The organism is Bradyrhizobium australiense (assembly GCF_013114825.1).
Lineage (GTDB): Bacteria > Pseudomonadota > Alphaproteobacteria > Rhizobiales > Xanthobacteraceae > Bradyrhizobium > Bradyrhizobium australiense.
On the sequence record NZ_JAAVLX010000011.1, the window covers coordinates 216,649 to 233,290 of the forward strand.

A 16,642-nucleotide genomic window follows, 5' to 3' on the forward strand; every position below is an offset into this window, starting at 1 on the left:
AGTTCACTTTTTCAAGGAGCACATCAGATGCCGAGAGCCAAACGCCGAACGCCGTACAATCCCGTCAAGGCGCATGACCGAAGGTCGCGCGATCTGTTGCGCAACGCCGAAGTCGCAACGGTCGAGGTTGACAATCCGCTGGCGTTGGAGCCGGGCGAGAAGATCGTTGCCCTGCGTTCGATCCGCAACGATCCGCTCGCGCGCCTGCATTCCCATCGTCAGATCGATGAAGCGAAGTATCAAGCGGGGAGGGCGTTCCAGAGCGACTGGGAGAAGGCCGAACGCGGCCCGCGCGCCGTCGATCCGATCCGGGAATATGTCGATTGCGGGCAGCAGCGCGAACCGATCACCGAGGGCCAACGCAAGGCCGTGCTGCGGTTGAACAGGGCCGAACGCGAACTCGGCGCCGATGGCTCGGCGCTGGTGCATGACGTCCTGGTACAGGGAATGACCATGGAGCAGGTCGGCCAGCGGAGGGGACTGCGCACCAAGCGGTGGCAGGACTATTTTTCGAGGCGATTGCGCGAATGTCTCGACCGGTTGGCGCTGTTGTATGGGTTTGCGACGGCGCATCCCGTTCCCGTCAAAACCCTCCCGCGCTGAATCGCAGAGGCTGCACCACGTCGTAGGCCGCCTTGGTCAACGGTACAGCGTAGTCGACCGTCAAGGCGCCGAACGGCGAGGCCCAGGTCAGGCCCGCGCCGACCGAAGAGCGCACGACATTCTTGTTGGCGACCTGAAGCGATGCCGTTGATCCGCTGTAGCGGAATACGCTGCCGGCGTCGACGAAGGCCGTGGCCCTGAGACCGTATTCGTTGGGCACGCCGGGGATCGCGCTCTGCAGTTCGGCGGTTGTCGCCCAATAGGCGCTGCCGCCGACATTATCCATCGTGGTGCCGGGCGTCACGTCGCGTGGGCCGAATCCGTTAGGAGCAAATCCACGCACCATGGTGGGGCCGCCGAAGAAATTGTTCATCAGCGGCACCTGCTGGCCGCCCCAACCGGTAACGTAGCCGCCCTGAGCGCGCACCATGCCAACCAGGTCGCTATTGAGCGATTTGTAATAGCGCACGTCTTCCGTGGTCTTCAGGAATTTCACGTCGCCGCCGAGTCCCGCTAGATCCTGACTGAGCTGCGATCTAATCCCGCTGGTCGGGCTCCTTGTGTTGTCCAGCGTGCTGTAGGTCGTCGTACTGCCGGGAGCGGAGACCCACGTCGGGCCGGCGGCGGCCGCCTGCCTGACGGCCAACGAGGGCGTAAAGCCCGAGCCGTTCGGCGATAGCGTGACGTTCTGATTGTAAATCGAGTAGCGCCATTGCACGCCAAGCTCTTCGTTGATCGGCGTGCCCAGTTGCAGCCTCGCCCCGTAGGTGGTGCTGCCGTAGGATTGGTAGCTATTGGCGTCGTTCTGGCGACCGAAAAGTTCGATTCCCGCGGCGACCTTGGTGCCGAGAAAATACGGTTCGGACGCGGCCAGGTTGATGCCGCGCGCATATTGGCCGTAAGTGAAGGTGGCCTGGACGTTCTTACCCGTGCCGTAGAAATTGCGCTCGCCCACTTTGACCTCGACAAGGGCGCCATCAACGGTCGAGTAGCCGCCCGCGATGTTGAAATCGCCGGTCGCCTGGTCAACCGCTTCGACGTCGAGAATGACATGATCGGGCGCCGAGCCCGGCCGGTTCGATATTTTAACCGTCTTGAAGTAGTTCAAGTTCTTCAAGCGCCGTTCGGCGCGGTCGATCAGCGTCTTGTTGTAGGGATCGCCTTCCGCGATGTCGAATTCGCGCCGGATCACGTAGTCGCGGGTGCGCATGTTGCCATGTATCTCGACCCGCTCGACATAGGCGCGAGGCCCCTGTTCGATCACGAAGGCGACGTCGATGCCTTCGGCGGCATCGCGCGTGAGGTGCGGCGTCCCCTGGGCAAAAGGATAGCCGAGCTTTGCCATTTCGATCGCCAGAAGCTCGGTGGTCTTGTCCAGGGTGTTGCCGTCGAACACTGCGCCTGGGTGGGCGGTGGGGAGGGCACGAAGCTTGTCGCAATCCATCCCCGGAATGTTGCAGGTGACGCTGACCTCCCGGAAGTGATAGAGCGGGCCTTCGTCGATTGCGAAGTTCAGCGTGAAGCCGTTCGCCGCGGGATCATATTCGGCCTTCGCCGGTGACACGCTGACATCGGCATAACCTTTGCTACGGTAGTAAAGCCGCAGCTGCTCCTGGTCTTGCGCGACGCGGTCGGGATCGTAGACGTCACCGCCGGTTAGAAAACTCAGCATATGGGTGGCGGAGGTCTTGATTACAGCGCTGAGCTGCCGCTTACCGAAGGCCTTGTTGCCCGTGAAATCGATCCGCCGCACTGGCGTCTTTGCTGCCTCCGTTACGGCATAGATGAGGTCGACCCGACCGTTGCCGCGGTCAATAATCTGTGGATCGACGCGGACCTGGGCGCGACCGACACGCCGGTATGCCTCGATGATGCGGCCGACGTCGGACTGCACGGTGGCGCGTTGCAGCGAGCCGCGCGGCTTTGATTCGATCGCGGCGGCAAGGTCGGTGTCCTTGACCTTCCTGTTGCCTTCAAACGCGACTCGGTCGAGTACAGGCGCTTCGGACAGATGCACCACAAGCCGATCACCGGCGCGTTCGATGGAAACCTTGTCGAACAGGCCGGTTGCGATCAGCGCTTTCAGCGCCGCGTCACGCGCGGCGTCATCGAAATGTCCGTCGGGATTTGCGTGAAAGTATGAGCGTACGGTCTCAGCGTCGACGCGGCGGTTGCCTTCGACGATGACCGATGCTTGCGAAGGCGGTACGGTTTGGGCAACAACAGGCGTTGCCAGCATCAATCCGATGATGCCGGTAAACCAGCGAGCGGCTAGCTCCAATCGAGGCGGTCGGTTGCGTTGCGTGATGCTTCTGATCTCCACGTCCCCGCCGGACTCCTGTTGATCGGTTCGATCGAATTGCTGGGGCGGGGCAAAAAAATGGCTCACGTAAGGTGAGTTGCGGGCGCAGCGACCGCGAAACGCCACAATTTGACCGCTCTTTCTTAATCCGGACTTTCTCAGAATTGTCGCAATGCCTGCTTCATGCTTCGTAGAAAGGGCAGAGGACGCTCGCGCCTGAAACGCCGCACACGTCCACGCCCGCAGGAGCATCACATGCGTTATGCAGCTTTCATTGCCGCCGCGCTCATGCTGATTCAGCCCGCGCATGCGGAGAAGACGCCGGAGGTCGATCCGCGCGCCTCGCTCGGGGTAGTCCAGCAGTGGATCTATAATTACCGGGCGAAGCCGGATTACGCGCATGTCCCGGCAGCCGTACGTGTGCTGTTTCATTCACAGACCTTCAAGGAACCGGAGAATGCCGGAATCTATCTCGGCTTTATCGCCGGTGCGATCGGCTCGAACCCGGCCAAGGCCGAACAGCTCATTGCCAGCTTATTTCCCGTCCGGCCGGAAGACGAATGGGTAATCGTCCGCGCCATCGCCTATTCGGGGCTGCCTGACTGGAGAAACGTTCTACGCCGGGTCGCGCCACGAATGCCGGGGCGGCGGGTCATGATCGACAGCTATCTGGCTGGCAAGCTGCCGACCTTGACCGACATCCCGCTGGAAGAGGTGAAGCCCGGCATGATGGACAAGTTGCGCGGTGCCTTTACCAAGAATCCGTTTGGCAAGGACGAGCGGAAGCTGAACACGACGCTCACGTTGGCGAGCAACCAGGACTTGCTGGATACGCTGTGGGGCTACTATTTTGCGACCGGCTCGCATGCGCCGATCCAGCGCATTATCCAGATGCTGCCATGGAGCAAGAGCCGCGATACGATCGACAAGCTGACGGTCGGAAGCATGGCGCGCTATACGCTGGCAAGCTATGCGATTCGCGATGCCAGTTTGCGCGAATATCTCCGGAGCGAACTTGCAAGGCAACCGGCGGCAGTCAAGGCGCCACTTGCTGAAGTGGTCGAGGCGGCGGATACGGTTCAGATCGCAGCTCTGCGCAAGGATGCGCTGGCCGCCGTGGATGAACTAAAGACCAAGGGCTCCGACAGCCGCCGCGATCTCAGCTTCTGGGGTCAGGTCGGCGTCGGAGCGGTTGCACTCGGCTGTGTCTCCGCGGCTGCGTTAGGGCAGGTGGCGGTCGGCATTCCCTGCGTGATCGGAGGCTCGGCCTCGCAGGGATTGCTGTCATTCTGGGAAAAGCAGCAGTGATCCTGGGCTTCTGCCGCAGTTCATTCCAATCCGGCCCGGCGAAAGCCTTCGAGATAGTGCTCGCGATCGTCGTCGAGCTTCCAGGGTAACTGCGTCGCGATCCAGGCGAGCGAGATATTCGGCTGGGTGCGGCGCAACTCCTGAAGCGCAGTCCGCGCGAGTTCTATCTGGCCGGTCATGCCGGCAGCGACCGTCAGCACCCGATAGGCGCCAGTGAGGTCGCCGCGCTGACGGGTCGCCTCGCGCGCCAGTGCGATGGCTTCCTGATAGTTCCGTCCGACGAACTGGGCGTAGGCGGCAACGCCGTAATAGATCGCGGAAGAGGGGTCGCGGGGGCTCTGGCGGATCGCGCGTTGCGTCGCCGCATAGGCATCCGTCCATCGCCCGGTATAGGACAGCGCCAGGGCATAGTACCCCTGCGCCAGGGAAAAATTTGGATTGAGCTGGAGCGCCAGTTCGAACTCGGCCAGCGAATGGTCGAGCCGGCGCGTGGAGAAATACACGCTGCCGAGGGCCGTATGCGCCCACGCATCTTCGCTGTCGGCGGCAATCGCCGCCAATGCCGCCTGCTCGGCGGCGGGAGCTGCGGTTGCAAGGTCGGTCCAGCCTAGATGCACGCCGAACATATGGTTGGTCGCGAACAGAGCCAATGCCTGGCCGTAGTCCGGATCGAGCGCAATCGCGCGTTCCAGCAGTGCTTGCGCGGCGAGGCTGTCGGGTCGCGTTACACGCCAGTGATGCGACAGCGCCCGCATCACCAGGTCCCATGCATCGATGCTGTTGGGCGGCTTGCGCCGGCTGCGAAAATTCTCCGCGGCGTAAATCTGTGGCTCAATCGCGGTGACGATGGCATCCGTGATCTCATCCTGTACCGCGAATACGTCGCTCAGGTCGCGATCGTAATGCTCCGCCCAGATGTGACTGCCGGTTGCCGTGTCGTTGAGTTGAGCGGTGATGCGTACGCGATCGCCGCTCCTTCGCACGCTGCCTTCGACCACGTAGCGTACGCCAAGCTCGGCAGCGACCTGCCTCATATGCACCGGCTTGCCCTTGTAGGTGAATGACGAATTGCGTGCGATCACGAAGAACCAGCGCAATTTCGACAGCGCGGTGATGAGTCCTCGCTGATTCCATCGGAGAAATATTCCTGTTCCCGATCGCCGCTCATATTGTCGAACGGCAACACGGCGATCGCCGGTCGGTCGGGCAGCGCGAGCCCCGCACGTGGTTGCTCTGCTTCTATCGGCCATGGGGCCTGTGCATCGCACGGCCCATTCACGTCGCCGACGAAGCGAAGCCCTTTGCGCGGAATGGTGCGGATAAGTCTCTGTTCCTTGCCGTTGTCGCCTATCGCGTTTCGGGCGGCGTTAATCCGGCTGTCCAGCGTCGAGTCCGAGACGATCCGCCCTCCCCATACCAGCGAAATGAGATCATCCCGGCTGACCACGCGATCGCGATGCTTCAGCAGGTGAACCAGCAAGTCGAATACTTGCGGCTGCATCGCAACCAGATCGCCGCCACGGCGCAGCTCGCGCCGATCAGTATCCAAGATGTGATTATCGAAGCTGAATTTCACGTGTGCTTTCTCAAGAAACAATCAAGTCCGTCTCATGGAGAGATCAAGCGGCAGGCAAAGTCCTGTCGCCGTTCTTCGTGCATCCTGTCTAAATCGGAATTTGCAGCGCCATTTCCCGTAGTGGAGACAATTTCATGACGGAAACTCAGACCCTCAGCCGGGCGATGCCGGGCAGTCGCGTGCTAAGATTCACTGCATTTGTGTTTGGAGGTGTGGCCTATCTCACATTTCTGTTCACGATTCTGTACGCCATCGGGTTCGTCTCGGGCCTTGCGGTGCCGAAGGCGATCGATATCGGCGCGAAATCGGGGGCATTCGAGGCAATTATGGTCAATCTCGCATTGATGTCGTTATTTGCGGTCCAACATAGCGTCATGGCGCGCAAATCATTTAAATATTGGTGGATGCAGTTTATTCCGAAGTCTGTCGAGCGCAGCACCTATGTGCTGTGCGCAAGCCTGACGCTTCTGCTGCTGTTCTGGCAATGGCGTCCAATGCCGGCCGTCGTCTGGAGCATTCAGGATCCCGACTTGGCCATGGTGATCGTAACATTGTCGTTCTTCGGTTGGGTGATCGTGTTCACGAGCACCTTCCTGATCAATCATTTCGAACTGTTCGGATTGCACCAGGTCACCAACAATCTCGTGGGCCGCGAGATGCCGGCGCCAGTCTTCCGGACACCGTTCTTCTATCGTTTTGTCAGGCACCCGATCTATCTCGGCTTTATCATCGCCTTCTGGGCGGCCCCGACGATGAGCGCCGGGCATCTGCTGTTCGCAGCGGTGACAACGGCTTACATCTTCGTCGGCATCATGTTGGAGGAGCGCGATCTTGTCGGCATGTTCGGCGAGGAGTATCTCCGGTACCGGGAGCGGGTTTCGATGCTGTTCCCCTGGCGCAGATCTAGCTGACCACTTCTCCATTGTCTGTAAGAAGGCGGAAGAATGATGAAGCATACTGGAAGCTGTTTTTGCGGTGCAGTCGAGGTGCAGGTCACGGGCGCGCCGGAAGGAATGGGTTATTGCCACTGCCGTTCCTGCCGCTCATGGTCCGGCGGACCGGTGAACGCGTTCACGCTGTGGAAACCCGAAGCGGTGCGGATCACGGCGGGGGCGCAACACGTTGCGACGTTCGAGAAGACCCCGATGAGCCAGCGCAAGTACTGCGCTGAATGCGGTGGTCATCTGATGACCAATCATCCGACGCTCGGGCTGGTCGACGTCTTCGCCGCAACCCTTCCGACGCTCCCGTTCACGCCCGGCGTGCACGTCAATTACGCCGAGACGGTGCTGCCGATGCGGGATGGGCTACCCAAACTGAAGGATTTTCCCGCCGAACTTGGCGGCTCCGGTGAAGTGATCGCCGAGTAGGAAAAAAGAGCTTCCGCAGAAATAACGATGCCGCAAACGCTATTCGCTGCGCTTCGCATCGATAAGACGCTGCCCGTCCCCGGACCCAACCAGGAGCGGCCGGGTCTTTTTGGCGTACCCGTCACGGTCGGGTAACGCTGCACGCCTGCCTGTCATCTTGAGAGCTATGTCAGCGGCAGGTCCCGCCCTGCAAAATCGGGGTTTGGCGTTGTCCGTCTGGTTCCGGTAAGAAAGTCTTGAAATTGACTGTCGCGGCGAAAGCTTCGTTTCGCCAGGCAGAATAACAAGAGGAAATGCCGGAAATGACCGCCAGACCGCAATTGCCGGAGCGAACGCCGCGCGCCAAGGGCGAACCGACCGCGCTGGATGGTCTGCTGGTCATTGACTTCACCAGAGTCGTTGCCGGTCCGGCCTGCACCCAAACGCTGGCCGATTTCGGCGCCGACGTGATCAAGATCGAAAACCCCGATGGGGGCGACGATACCCGCCACTACGAACACGCGGAAATCGGCGGCGAGAGCGCGGCCTTCCTCAGCCTCAATCGCAACAAGCGCGGCATCACGCTCGATTTCAACAATTCGGCGGCGCTCGAAGTCGCCCGCGAACTGATCGCGAAAGCGGATGTCGTGGTGGAGAATTTCTCCGGCGGCGTGATGAAGAAGTTCGGTCTCGATTATGCGTCCGTCGCGCCGACCAATCCGCGGCTGATCTATTGCTCGATCTCGGCCTATGGCCGCAAGGGTGAGTTCGCGTTGCGTCCAGGCTTCGATCCGATCACCCAGGCCGAAAGCGGCTTCATGTCGCTGAACGGCTTTCCGGATGGCGAGCCGGTGCGGACCGGTCCGCCGATCGTCGATATGGCGACGGGCATGTCGGCATGCAACGCAATCCTGCTGGCGCTGATCGCCCGCGACCGACTCGGCCGCGGCCAGCAGGTTGAGGTCGCGTTGATCGACACCGCCGTGTCGATGACCGGTTTCTATGGAATGGCCTATCTGATCAGCGGCGCGAACCCGGGCCGCTTCGGAAATTCGCCGAACGGCTCGCCCACCGTCGGCGTCTACCAGGCATCCGATGGACCGCTTTACATGGCCTGCGCCAACGACCGCCTGTACCGCCGGCTCGTGGTCGACGTGCTCGATCGGCCGGATCTCGTCACGGATCCCGAGTTCGCCCATAGGAAAAACCGAACTGCCAACAGAGAAAAGTTGCGCGCCATCATCGCCGGCGTCTTTGCGACCGACAGTCTTGAGAACTGGATGGCGAAGATGAAGAAGGCCAACATACCGGTTGGCTATTTGCGCACCGTAGAGGAAGGGTTCAACGCACCGGAAGTGCGCAACCGTCATCGCCTCAGCCGGATTCCGCATCCAACGGCCGGCGCCGTTCCCAATATTGAGACGCCGTTGCAGATGAGCTTGACGCCAACCGTCGATCCAGTGGCGGCGCCGCTGCTGGGTGAGCATACCAGGGAGGTGCTCCGAAAGACGCTCGGATACGATGAGCAGCGTATTGCGGCTCTGGCCGAGGCGGGCGCTTTCGGGAAAACGGGTACTACGGCCTGAGCGGTGCTGATCTTCTTTCTACGCCGATGTATCTCGCGAACGAATGACATCCCTGCGTTTGCACCACACCTAACCCATTCAAAGCGGTAGCTTTTTCCGTTCTTCTGCGGCTAATGTGCCGCCAAAGCGGGAGAGAAACATCATGAACGACGGGACCCCCATCCGGCCGGCGAGAAATGTCGAGCTCGGCGCCAGCGGCGAAGAATTCCAGAACCTCCACGAATTCATCCGAAAAGCGCGCGCCCGCCTCAATCAGAACGCTTGGGATTATATTGTTGGCGCCTCCGAGACGGAGACCACCATGCGTCGCAATCGCATGGCGCTCGACGAGATTGCATTCCGGCCTCGCGTACTGCGCAATGTCGCGGAAGTCGATCCATCGACTGAGGTGTTCGGCCGCCGCCTGCGTTTGCCTGTCATGATTGCGCCGGTCGGCGCGCTCGAGATTTTCGATCCCAATTCAGGCGCCGCCGTCGCGCGCGGAGCAGGGCAGTTCGGCGCCGCTCACATGTTGAGTTCGGTGTCCGAACCGGGGCTGGAGGCGACCGCCAAAGCCGCACCCGGCGCATTGCGTATCTATCAGCTCTATGTCCGCGGCGACGACGCCTTTGTCGAAGACGTTGTCAGCCGCACGATCGAGAATGGTTATGCCGCGTTCTGCCTGACCGTCGACACCGCACATTACAGCCGGCGCGAGCGCGATATCGCCAAGCGGTATGTCCGCGAAAGCCGTATCCGGGCTACCGGCGGCGACTTCCAGAAAGGGCTGGAATGGCGCACGGTGAAGCTGATCAAGGACAAGTACAAAATTCCGCTGGTGATCAAGGGTATTGCCACCGCGGAAGACGCTGCCATCGCGCTCGATCACGGTGTGGACTGGGTCTATGTGTCGAACCATGGCGGGCGCCAGCTCGACCACGGACGCGGCGCGATGCACGTCTTGCCGGAAATCGTCGACGCGGTTGCCGGTCGCGCCAAGATCATGGTCGACGGTTCGTTCTGCCGCGGCACCGACATCGTAAAGGCGATTGCCTCCGGCGCCGATCTGGTCGGCATTGGCCGTCTGCAATGCTGGGCACTCGCGGCCGCAGGCGAGGCCGGCATCGTGCGGATGCTTGAATTGCTGGAGGACGAACTGATCCGCTGTCTCGGGCTGCTCGGCGTCACCAGCCTTGCCGAACTTAACAAGTCCTATCTGCACGCAGCAATGGCGACCAACCCACCCAGTGTGTTCAGCGCCTTTCCGTTGCTGGATATCGAGCCCTATCGTTACTGAGTATCCGAGGGCTACGGCCGGTCCGGAGCGCGGATACCTCTGGTCGGCGTTGCCTTCGCATCGTCCGGAACCTGACGTCGATTACCGCATTATCAGGCGCGCAGGGCCCCGCAGCCACGACAGACCTGATTCAAATGGCCAATAATGGAAGCGAATGGCAGAGAATCCTTTCGCTGAATTCAGCCTCGAGAAGGCTATCGATTTCCGCTGGACGTTGCGGGACATTCAGGCTCACCGACTGAAAATGTCGCCGGTCAGCGACGAAGACTTGAGAGCATTGATAGGTCTCGGCCTGGTCGAAGTGTGCGACATAGGGATCGTGCTGACGCAGGCGGGAATCGCCGTGCTGAACCGGTCGTAATCAGCGCGCCTTCAGAAAACTCTCGCCGGAGTCGCAGGGCCTGCAGCGGTAGGTCAGCACGTCGTAATTCTGGTCGCGTGGCTCGATCGTGGCCAGCCGCATTTGTGCGCCGCATTTCATGCAAGGCATTTCCATGCTGGTTTGAAAGCGGGTGCAGGTCGGCGTCGGTCGAAATGCTTGCAGCATCTTATCTCCATGTCCCAAGAGAGACTTAAAATCAGAGACGCAACGCCACCCACAGCCAAATCCCTAACTCCGAATCACTATGCCACACTGTTGCCACCATTGGAATCGGACGCCGCATCTGTACGGCTACGGGTCGCGAAGGAAGGAAGTTTTTCTTGGTTCATTCGCCGAAATGGGCCGCCCGGATGCCAGGCCGCCGAAGTCTATGTCGGTGCCCGGCCCAATATGGCGCAGACGCAGCCGGGAATTATGCTAACGTGCCGATGTCGACATTGGAGAAGCGACCATGACTGAACCGAAACTCGAAGTCCCGGCCGAGCTGCGCGAGTTGGCCGAGAGAACCATCGATCAGGCAGAAAAGGCGTTCGGCATGTTCTTCGATGCCGCCGGAAAGTCCATGACGTCGATGCCGGGTGCGGGTACGGAAATTTCCAGACAGGCGCTGTCGTTCACCGAACAGAATATGAAGGCTGCGTTCGAGCATGCCCGCAAGCTGGTCCATGCGACCGATCTTCAGGAAGCGATGCGGATCCAGTCTGAATTCCTGCGCAGCCAGTTCACCAACGCCGGCGAACATATGCGACAAATCACCGGCGGCGTCATATCGGCCGCAAAAGATTCGACGAAGGGCAAGCTCTAAGAGCCGCGCTAGCGGCGACGTCCGATCGCGACACCGAACAGAAAGGCGACGAACAGGCTGGCCAGCGGTGCTTCGCGCGTGATCGCGCTGATGGTCGAGAGCGGCATTCCCGGTTGCCGTGCCGCCGTGATTGCGTCGCTGAGACGGCCGACCGCGGCCTGCAGCGCGTCGGACACTTCCGTCAGCGTGCGTGACACATCGGTCGCGGTATCAATGGCGCGTTCCGCCATGCCGGGCTGCGATGGTCCTGAGGTTTCATTCACAATTTGCAACTCACTCGATCGCTTGGCGTCCGCCGAGCGGCGGCTGACGTTGCGACAATGCGTGGCCAGGCCAGTTGTTCCAGAAGGTACGTCCTCTGGCGGCCGCGTGGAACCTCTGTCGTCGCCGGGATTTGATTTGGTCGGAGGAAATCAAAAGTGGATTTCGGGATGGCGAAGGAACTGACTGAAGATCAATTGACCAGAAGCGGCGGCGCGCCGTTGAAGGTTGCGATTGGGGTCGCCATTTTCGGCGTGCTCGGCATGCTGATCGTTGACCATGGGCCATGGAACAAGCCGAAACTACAGCACGCGCTGATCGCCAACTACAGTACCACCGGCGAAGCCGCACGTGCAGCCGGCGCGCAGGTCCTGCCGACCGAACCGAAGCTTGAGGTGGAGCCTGAGCCGCCCATGCCAAAGCCGGTTCACCCGGCCAATCGGACGCCGCCGTGAAGCATCCCATTTGACATGCCACCGGCTTACCGGCATCAGGCGCTTCCGAACGCCAGTGCACGCTTACGAACGCGCCCCACCCGCAGCTAACACTGCAGACACCAGCAAGATCGGTGGATTGTCGCAGAACCGGCTGCCATGTTGGCGCATCGCTACCCAGTGAGCCGATCTATGATGGCTCGCCACATAGAACAAGACCAAAAGAATCGTGAGCGTAACAGCAGCGGAAAACGGCTCCTTGCGCTCCGTTGAGCCGCGGGTTGCGCCATCCAAGGCCGGCGGTTTCGTTTCGATATCGCTGCGCTCGATTTGAATCTGGGTTGCTTCGGCACTTGACGTGTCGGGCAAATCAGGTGCACGATAGCATCATCGCCGATATCGTAAAGCCCGCGCCGGAAACGGTCGCGGGCTTTTCACTTCATGGTCATTCAAGAGAGATTCAGCCAGGGCGGTTTCAAATTGTCGACGCCGCTTCGTCGAATCTTCCGGTATTTTTGACCGCTCGAAAATGGTTTGACATGTCGGGCAAATCACCGGCATAACGTCATCATCGCAAATTGCAAAGCCCGCACGGAGAAATCCGTCGCGGGCTTTTTGTTTGAAATTCTCGAATCGGACGGTGGCCGCACATCGACGCCACAACTCCCAACGCCCCCGCCCGGGCGTCGTAAGCGCGCCGCCGTCCGAACCTTCCATCACCACAGAATTGGCCGGCATGCGCGATGACGCCGGAAAATACCGCCTGATGATGAAAGCGAGGGATGCCGCCGCCGCAAGACCACTGCCGCCCGTCGTGCGGCCTGGCACGTCGCGTACACCTTCGGAACGGCAGCAGGCGGATCTGCGGACGCTTAGCGCTAAACTCTCAAGCTCCGGCGACATCAAGGATGCGGTGGCGCTCTATCACGCGCGGAAGTCCGGCAGCCGCTGAGAAGTCACGCAGACAGGAACGGCGAGGGATCTGCACAAAAATCCTGAAATTATGCGCGCAAATTCCAGGCTCTGTTCACGAATAATCCCCGCGACAGCCGCAGCTTCATAAGACAGAGGGCCAACATAAAGAAAATCTTTCGTGCCTATCGCGGACAAGGCCGGCTCGATGAACCTGGCCCAGATCGCGGGCGAGTCTACCACCCCTTCACGTACGCGCAGCTGAAAGCTGCTTGCCAGAAAGAACTTGTTCATCCCGGGAGCATACCGCCCGGATTGCCGCGGAGCTTTACCGCCGCTCCACTCCTGCGATTAAAGAGGATCTTCGATATCTGGATCGAGCGAACACCAGCTAGGCGCGGGCGCCGGATCGGGCGCGGTGGTACCGCCTTTCGGCATCCAACCACGCGCCGCCTAGCGGGATCGCCGCCTGGATAGCCTTGATCGCGGGGTCGATCCCGCGAACCCGACGCAACCGCAATGAAGCGCACTGGGACGTCGGGCGTCAATCCCTCGCCGCAAAGGCTGCTGCCGCCTTGGGTCTTCTTCGGGTCGCCCTAGACGTGATCGTTCTCGTAGCTCCTGTGCGACATTCTCACTACGGAGTGTGACCGCGGTTGGGGCGAGAGGGGAGTCCGGGACGATAACTCGGGTTCTGTAAACTTGTGCCGTCGTTTCTAACGAAGACGGCGTTTTGCTTCAAAGGAAGAATGCAGATGGCAGATGACGATCGCGACTTCATCGAACGGGCAAATTCTGTGGCTGAAAAGCTCCATGGTGAGCCGATGGCAAGTGAAGAGATCGCGAAGAACTTCGCGCTCTACGGAGTGCAGAAGCGCGCGGCCGCTCTCGAAAGATTTGACATCGAATTGCAGGGCGAGATCGACTCCAGCCAGCATAGCCTGCGCCGTCGCGTGCAGTTGATGGCGCTGCGCAAGAAAATGGGTGGCATTCACGAGGCGCTGCGCAAGGCCAGGCGCTAACGTCCGATGCGTCCCACTATCAACCCGGTGCTCGCCGCGCTGGTGCGAGCCCGGATGCAGGCCGCGCCGATGTTCGCGAAATGGTGCGAACTGAACGGCCTGTCGCCTTGTCCCGCAGCGCCGGCGCAGGTTGCGCGGTTCGTGGTGGATTGTGCTCCGCTCGGCATCGAGCGGCTTTGGCCTGCGGTCCAGGACATATCTCGGCTGCATGTCTCGGCCGGCTTAGCCGACCCGACCCTCGGGGGCGCGGCAGCGGCCGCTATCAGCGATCTCGCCGGAAACGATCCGCCGCGCTCATGGCCGAACGACCGCAAGCCGCGTTTCAAATCGCTGCCATATGACTTGCAGGTCTATGTGGCAGCCCACGAGGCGCAACGCGAAAAGGCGCTGCGGCGGGCGCAGAACGAGGCAGCCAGCGCCAGGCACAAGCTGGCGGCATACCAGAAGAGCGAGACTCGCACCAATGAGGAGAGCAAATCCGATGAAAACGACACGCACCCCAACGCTTGAAGAGCGCATCAAACAGGTCAGGGCCGACATCGAGGCCATCATTGATGCGCGAGTAGATGTCGTAGCGAAGGAGAGTCCTGGCGTCCCGCCTGGCGTGATCCGCAATCTTCTGACGGCCCGCGCGCCGGCATGCCCCTGTGCGCAGTTTCTCGAGCTGAACAACAAGGCTTAGATGGCCACTTGCTGGAAACGGAGAAATTCGAAAATGACTCTCTATAAGTGGTCGCAAACGGCGGCCAGCAACGCGACTGCCGATACTTCGATCAACTGGCAGGAAGGGCAGTCGCCCTCCAGCGTGAACGACTCGGCGCGGGCGATGATGGCGTCGGTCGCCAAACATCGCGACGATATTGCAGGCGCGATTGTCACGGGCGGGGCAGCGACGGCGTACACGGTTTCGAGCTATCAGGTTTTCGACACGCTGGCGCGACTCAACGGCCAGATGATCGCGTTCACGCCGCACACTACGAACAGCGACACGGTAACGCTGAACGTTGACGGGCTCGGAGCGAAGCCTCTGCGCAGTGCACCAAATGTCGAGCTGGTTGCCGGAACGCTGGTGCAGGGCACGCCTTACACAGCGCTCTATAGCAACGCGGATGGCGCGTTCTATCTGCGGGGTTACTTTACTAGCCCATTCAACGTCCCGTTCTTGGGGGGAATGGATTATTGGGACACAATAGCGCCCAACAGCGCGTTCATTTTCCCGGCAGGGCAGGCGATTTCGCGAACGGTGTACGCTCGTGCGTTTGCGAGGTGGGGGACTACTTACGGCGTCGGCGACGGCTCGACCACGTTCAATGTTCCGGACAAAACCGGCCGCTTCTCGGCGATGAAAGAGGCGGCGGCTTCGCGGCTGACGTCAATCTACTTCGGCGGCAATTCGGCGAATATGGGCGCGGTCGGGGGAAACGAAAAAAACGCTCTTTCCAGCCTGAACCAACTGCCTCAGTTCACGCCATCGCTGCAATCTGGCAGCATTTCGGGCAATGCAGTATTGCCGGTGCAGGGCGCCTGGAATGGCGCCGGTTCGGTCGTTAGCGACAAAGTTTCTCAGGGCGCAAATAACGGCGGTCAATTTACCCTGAACGTGCCGTTCACCACGAACAGTGTTAGCCTCACGCTTAACGCTATTGGTTCGGCGACACCAAATTCATTTGCAACGTGCCCGCCAACGATCGTCTGCAATTATATAATTCGGATCATCTAGCCGCGGGCGGGGTTAGGCTCGCGATTGAGAGGCCGCGGCCGGGACAAATCCGGTTGCCAAGCCGGATCATTGGCTTTTCGTAAAGCTTCCAGCTCAATAGCGAGACGGCACAAATGATCGCGAAGCACGCTAACCTGACGGGCTCTTGTGACCATATCGGCAGCGTCAACTTGCTTACGATCGCGGATGCGATCAAAAAAACCAGCGGGTGAATGAGGTAGATCGAATAGGAGGCGTCCCCGACGCTGCAGCCAGCGGCCATCAGCCGGGATTTGGTGTCTCTGATGTTCGCGAACCCGACAATCAGAAAGAACAGCGCAATCGGCGCGAAGGGACGTTCGCCCGGATCGGCCATCAAAAACCACGCGAGGCCGGCGCCGATCGCGAGCGGGACAGCGGCACCGATCCGCGCAAGATATGGGCGTGCGAGGAACGCCAGCGCGCCAGCCAGAAATTCCGGGTGATACCTTGCGAAATTCCCGAGATACCAAGGCAGATTGAACGCATGGCCTGCTAAGGCCGACGCGGCTAGAAACGCGACAAGCCCGGCCGCGCCGAGGCGTGGAACGATAACCGCGGCGATGACATAGAACGCAATTTCATGTTGTAGCGTCCAGCCTACGTCATAGAACGGGAATTCTTTCGTTGGCAGAAGCGCCGCGGACCAAAGAAAATATCCTAGGGTCTCGTGTTCTCGCACCAAGCCGCGCCATAGCATCGCCGAAAGCGCAAACGCTGTCAGGGTCGCCAGCCAGAGCGGATATAAGCGAAAAATCCGATTTGTTAGAAACCTAGTCACATTGAACGCAGGGCGCGTCACCACAAGGCATATGACAAAGCCGCTGATGGCAAAAAACAGGTCAACCCCCAGAAATCCATAATCGCGCAAAATGCTTATCGGGTACGCGGTATTCGGCGGAAACCGAACGATGCCCACCCATGAGTGATAGTATACGACAGAAAGCGCCGCGACCGCGCGCGCGATTTGAAGCCCCGGCAGTTTATCTTGTTCCATTGCGCCCCCAAGCCGGGCAAATTTACCATCGCAATCCATGATCGAACAGCCCCGCACGCGGGAAAATCACTAACCGCCGCCTCTCATTGTC

General features: G+C 60.4%; 20 protein-coding genes and 1 pseudogene. 14 read left to right on the top strand and 7 right to left on the bottom strand.

What is annotated here, in order from left to right; genetic code table 11:
- The first annotated feature begins 27 nt into the window (after positions 1-27).
- Positions 28-603 carry a DUF6456 domain-containing protein gene (locus HCN58_RS29915; RefSeq protein WP_171582943.1) on the top strand — a complete coding sequence of 192 codons (576 nt, stop codon included), beginning with the start codon at positions 28-30 and terminating at the stop codon, positions 601-603.
- On the opposite strand, the gene bamA is transcribed toward HCN58_RS29915, so the two are convergent.
- Positions 584-2,884: an outer membrane protein assembly factor BamA gene (bamA, locus tag HCN58_RS29920; RefSeq protein ID WP_235984005.1), complete on the bottom strand. Its 2,301-nt coding sequence runs from the start codon at positions 2,882-2,884 to the stop codon at positions 584-586. The genes HCN58_RS29915 and bamA overlap by 20 nt on opposite strands.
- Before the next feature lie 276 nt (positions 2,885-3,160).
- On the opposite strand from bamA, the gene HCN58_RS29925 reads away from it, so the two are divergent.
- Complete coding sequence (locus tag HCN58_RS29925) at positions 3,161-4,213, top strand: hypothetical protein (RefSeq protein WP_171582944.1); 1,053 nt, start codon at positions 3,161-3,163, stop codon at positions 4,211-4,213.
- Between the two features lie 20 nt (positions 4,214-4,233).
- Here HCN58_RS29925 and HCN58_RS29930 read toward each other — a convergent pair.
- Positions 4,234-5,789, bottom strand: a pseudogene (locus HCN58_RS29930) (winged helix-turn-helix domain-containing protein).
- A 134-nt stretch (positions 5,790-5,923) separates the two neighbouring features.
- On the opposite strand from HCN58_RS29930, the gene mddA reads away from it, so the two are divergent.
- The 5 genes from mddA (at position 5,924) to HCN58_RS29955 (ending at position 10,361) form a co-directional block, all read left to right on the top strand.
- Positions 5,924-6,700, top strand: coding sequence for a methanethiol S-methyltransferase (gene mddA, locus HCN58_RS29935; RefSeq protein WP_171582945.1), 777 nt, complete (start codon positions 5,924-5,926; stop codon positions 6,698-6,700).
- A 36-nt stretch (positions 6,701-6,736) separates the two neighbouring features.
- Positions 6,737-7,159, top strand: coding sequence for a GFA family protein (locus HCN58_RS29940; protein WP_171583015.1), 423 nt, complete (start codon positions 6,737-6,739; stop codon positions 7,157-7,159).
- Between the two features lie 302 nt (positions 7,160-7,461).
- A complete protein-coding gene (locus HCN58_RS29945; protein WP_171582946.1) occupies positions 7,462-8,724 on the top strand; it encodes a CaiB/BaiF CoA transferase family protein in 1,263 nt (420 codons plus the stop codon).
- Positions 8,725-8,866: 142 nt separating this feature from the next.
- Entirely contained in the window at positions 8,867-10,000 is a 1,134-nt protein-coding gene (locus HCN58_RS29950) for an alpha-hydroxy acid oxidase (protein ID WP_171582947.1), read from the top strand.
- Positions 10,001-10,154: 154 nt separating this feature from the next.
- Positions 10,155-10,361, top strand: a complete 207-nt coding sequence (locus HCN58_RS29955) for a hypothetical protein (RefSeq protein ID WP_171582948.1) — start codon at positions 10,155-10,157, stop codon at positions 10,359-10,361.
- Here HCN58_RS29955 and HCN58_RS29960 read toward each other — a convergent pair whose 3' ends face one another.
- Complete coding sequence (locus tag HCN58_RS29960; RefSeq protein ID WP_171582949.1) at positions 10,362-10,547, bottom strand: hypothetical protein; 186 nt, start codon at positions 10,545-10,547, stop codon at positions 10,362-10,364.
- Positions 10,548-10,833: 286 nt separating this feature from the next.
- On the opposite strand from HCN58_RS29960, the gene HCN58_RS29965 reads away from it, so the two are divergent.
- Positions 10,834-11,187: a phasin gene (locus tag HCN58_RS29965; RefSeq protein ID WP_171582950.1), complete on the top strand. Its 354-nt coding sequence runs from the start codon at positions 10,834-10,836 to the stop codon at positions 11,185-11,187.
- Between the two features lie 8 nt (positions 11,188-11,195).
- On the opposite strand, the gene HCN58_RS29970 is transcribed toward HCN58_RS29965, so the two are convergent.
- Positions 11,196-11,417: a hypothetical protein gene (locus tag HCN58_RS29970; protein WP_171583016.1), complete on the bottom strand. Its 222-nt coding sequence runs from the start codon at positions 11,415-11,417 to the stop codon at positions 11,196-11,198.
- Positions 11,418-11,618: 201 nt separating this feature from the next.
- Here HCN58_RS29970 and HCN58_RS29975 point away from each other — a divergent pair, with 201 nt between their 5' ends.
- Complete coding sequence (locus tag HCN58_RS29975) at positions 11,619-11,903, top strand: hypothetical protein (RefSeq protein ID WP_171582951.1); 285 nt, start codon at positions 11,619-11,621, stop codon at positions 11,901-11,903.
- A 366-nt stretch (positions 11,904-12,269) separates the two neighbouring features.
- Here HCN58_RS29975 and HCN58_RS29980 read toward each other — a convergent pair whose 3' ends face one another.
- Positions 12,270-12,620, bottom strand: coding sequence for a hypothetical protein (locus HCN58_RS29980; protein WP_171582952.1), 351 nt, complete (start codon positions 12,618-12,620; stop codon positions 12,270-12,272).
- Here HCN58_RS29980 and HCN58_RS29985 point away from each other — a divergent pair.
- Positions 12,619-12,834, top strand: coding sequence for a hypothetical protein (locus HCN58_RS29985; RefSeq protein WP_210266211.1), 216 nt, complete (start codon positions 12,619-12,621; stop codon positions 12,832-12,834). The genes HCN58_RS29980 and HCN58_RS29985 overlap by 2 nt on opposite strands.
- On the opposite strand, the gene HCN58_RS29990 is transcribed toward HCN58_RS29985, so the two are convergent.
- Positions 12,807-13,088: a hypothetical protein gene (locus tag HCN58_RS29990; RefSeq protein WP_171582953.1), complete on the bottom strand. Its 282-nt coding sequence runs from the start codon at positions 13,086-13,088 to the stop codon at positions 12,807-12,809. The genes HCN58_RS29985 and HCN58_RS29990 overlap by 28 nt on opposite strands.
- Positions 13,089-13,498: 410 nt before the next feature.
- Here HCN58_RS29990 and HCN58_RS29995 point away from each other — a divergent pair, with 410 nt between their 5' ends.
- The 4 genes from HCN58_RS29995 to HCN58_RS30010 are packed head-to-tail and all read left to right on the top strand — an operon-like array spanning position 13,499 to position 15,536.
- Positions 13,499-13,816, top strand: coding sequence for a hypothetical protein (locus HCN58_RS29995; protein ID WP_311966899.1), 318 nt, complete (start codon positions 13,499-13,501; stop codon positions 13,814-13,816).
- A gap of 6 nt (positions 13,817-13,822) precedes the next feature.
- Positions 13,823-14,326, top strand: a complete 504-nt coding sequence (locus HCN58_RS30000; protein ID WP_210266212.1) for a hypothetical protein — start codon at positions 13,823-13,825, stop codon at positions 14,324-14,326.
- On the top strand, positions 14,298-14,498 hold the full coding sequence (locus tag HCN58_RS30005; RefSeq protein ID WP_171582954.1) for a hypothetical protein: 201 nt from the start codon (positions 14,298-14,300) through the stop codon (positions 14,496-14,498). The genes HCN58_RS30000 and HCN58_RS30005 overlap by 29 nt, the downstream gene beginning before the upstream one ends.
- Before the next feature lie 33 nt (positions 14,499-14,531).
- Complete coding sequence (locus HCN58_RS30010) at positions 14,532-15,536, top strand: tail fiber protein (RefSeq protein WP_171582955.1); 1,005 nt, start codon at positions 14,532-14,534, stop codon at positions 15,534-15,536.
- Here HCN58_RS30010 and HCN58_RS30015 read toward each other — a convergent pair.
- Entirely contained in the window at positions 15,529-16,551 is a 1,023-nt protein-coding gene (locus HCN58_RS30015) for an acyltransferase family protein (protein ID WP_171582956.1), read from the bottom strand. The genes HCN58_RS30010 and HCN58_RS30015 overlap by 8 nt on opposite strands.
- Between the last annotated feature and the right edge of the window lie 91 nt (positions 16,552-16,642).

What these genes read in the sequence shown, in the direction of transcription:
- HCN58_RS29915 (WP_171582943.1), top strand. Translation starts at nt 28, where the DNA reads ATGCCGAGAGCCAAACGCCGAACGCCGTACAATCCCGTCAAGGCGCAT.
- HCN58_RS29925 (WP_171582944.1), top strand. Translation starts at nt 3,161, where the DNA reads ATGCGTTATGCAGCTTTCATTGCCGCCGCGCTCATGCTGATTCAGCCC.
- mddA (WP_171582945.1), top strand. Translation starts at nt 5,924, where the DNA reads ATGACGGAAACTCAGACCCTCAGCCGGGCGATGCCGGGCAGTCGCGTG.
- HCN58_RS29940 (WP_171583015.1), top strand. Translation starts at nt 6,737, where the DNA reads ATGAAGCATACTGGAAGCTGTTTTTGCGGTGCAGTCGAGGTGCAGGTC.
- HCN58_RS29945 (WP_171582946.1), top strand. Translation starts at nt 7,462, where the DNA reads ATGACCGCCAGACCGCAATTGCCGGAGCGAACGCCGCGCGCCAAGGGC.
- HCN58_RS29950 (WP_171582947.1), top strand. Translation starts at nt 8,867, where the DNA reads ATGAACGACGGGACCCCCATCCGGCCGGCGAGAAATGTCGAGCTCGGC.
- HCN58_RS29955 (WP_171582948.1), top strand. Translation starts at nt 10,155, where the DNA reads ATGGCAGAGAATCCTTTCGCTGAATTCAGCCTCGAGAAGGCTATCGAT.
- HCN58_RS29960 (WP_171582949.1), bottom strand. Translation starts at nt 10,547, where the DNA reads ATGCTGCAAGCATTTCGACCGACGCCGACCTGCACCCGCTTTCAAACC.
- HCN58_RS29965 (WP_171582950.1), top strand. Translation starts at nt 10,834, where the DNA reads ATGACTGAACCGAAACTCGAAGTCCCGGCCGAGCTGCGCGAGTTGGCC.
- HCN58_RS29970 (WP_171583016.1), bottom strand. Translation starts at nt 11,417, where the DNA reads ATGGCGGAACGCGCCATTGATACCGCGACCGATGTGTCACGCACGCTG.
- HCN58_RS29975 (WP_171582951.1), top strand. Translation starts at nt 11,619, where the DNA reads ATGGCGAAGGAACTGACTGAAGATCAATTGACCAGAAGCGGCGGCGCG.
- HCN58_RS29985 (WP_210266211.1), top strand. Translation starts at nt 12,619, where the DNA reads ATGCGCGATGACGCCGGAAAATACCGCCTGATGATGAAAGCGAGGGAT.
- HCN58_RS29980 (WP_171582952.1), bottom strand. Translation starts at nt 12,620, where the DNA reads ATGCCGGCCAATTCTGTGGTGATGGAAGGTTCGGACGGCGGCGCGCTT.
- HCN58_RS29990 (WP_171582953.1), bottom strand. Translation starts at nt 13,088, where the DNA reads ATGAACAAGTTCTTTCTGGCAAGCAGCTTTCAGCTGCGCGTACGTGAA.
- HCN58_RS30000 (WP_210266212.1), top strand. Translation starts at nt 13,823, where the DNA reads ATGCGTCCCACTATCAACCCGGTGCTCGCCGCGCTGGTGCGAGCCCGG.
- HCN58_RS30005 (WP_171582954.1), top strand. Translation starts at nt 14,298, where the DNA reads ATGAAAACGACACGCACCCCAACGCTTGAAGAGCGCATCAAACAGGTC.
- HCN58_RS30010 (WP_171582955.1), top strand. Translation starts at nt 14,532, where the DNA reads ATGACTCTCTATAAGTGGTCGCAAACGGCGGCCAGCAACGCGACTGCC.
- HCN58_RS30015 (WP_171582956.1), bottom strand. Translation starts at nt 16,551, where the DNA reads ATGGAACAAGATAAACTGCCGGGGCTTCAAATCGCGCGCGCGGTCGCG.